This window comes from Brucella rhizosphaerae, assembly GCF_002252475.1.
In the GTDB taxonomy this organism is placed as follows: domain Bacteria; phylum Pseudomonadota; class Alphaproteobacteria; order Rhizobiales; family Rhizobiaceae; genus Brucella; species Brucella rhizosphaerae.
On sequence record NZ_NNRK01000010.1, the window covers coordinates 1 to 765 of the forward strand.

The following is a 765-nucleotide window of genomic DNA, read 5'->3' on the forward strand; positions in this document are numbered from 1 at the left end:
GAGAACGAGAACGGCAAGCTCATTGCCGGCATCACCGGGCAATATGGCAATGCGCATTCCAGCATCGACAATCTGACCGGCGACGGCAGCGGCGAGATCAACACTCAGGGCTGAGGTCTTGGAGCAACCGCCACCTGGTATGGAACGTCCGGCTTCTATCTTGATGCTCAGGCGCAGGCCAACTGGTATGACAGCAATCTTGATGTCGATGCCGTCAACCGGTCGCTTGCCAATGGCAACAAGGGCTTTGGCTATGCACTAAGCCTTGAAGCGGGCCAGCGCTTTGCCATGGACCAGAACTGGTCGCTGACCCCGCAGGCGCAGCTCTCCTGGTCGTCTGTTGATTTTGACACCTTTACCGATAGCTATGGCGCGCGCATTTCCAATCATGACGGCGACAGCCTGATCGGGCGACTGGGACTGGCTGCAAGCTATGCTAATCGCTTCACAGGCTCCGACGGTCGTGCAGTCTCCACCTCGGTCTATGGGATTGCCAATCTCTATCAGGAGTTCTCAGGCAATGCGCGGATGAACTATGCCGGCACTCCTCTTGCAAACGACAATGACAAGACCTGGGGCGGGATCGGTGCTGGTGGCACCTATGCCTGGGCCGACGACAAATACGCGCTCGTTGGCGAAGGCTCAATCAACACCAGCCTCAACAACTTCGCCAACGAGCGCGTATTTGTCGTCGGCCCAGGCATAGGTGCCACCAGCACCGATCCCGCCCCAGGTCTTGTCATTGTCGTTTGCAAGAGGAGTGCC

1 pseudogene is annotated in these 765 nt (G+C 57.9%); it reads left to right on the forward strand.

Features of this window, described 5'->3' with window-relative positions:
* Positions 1–126 precede the first annotated feature (126 nt).
* A pseudogene (locus CEV32_RS00360) lies at positions 127–645 on the forward strand (autotransporter outer membrane beta-barrel domain-containing protein); the annotation flags it as partial.
* Positions 646–765: the final 120 nt, after the last annotated feature.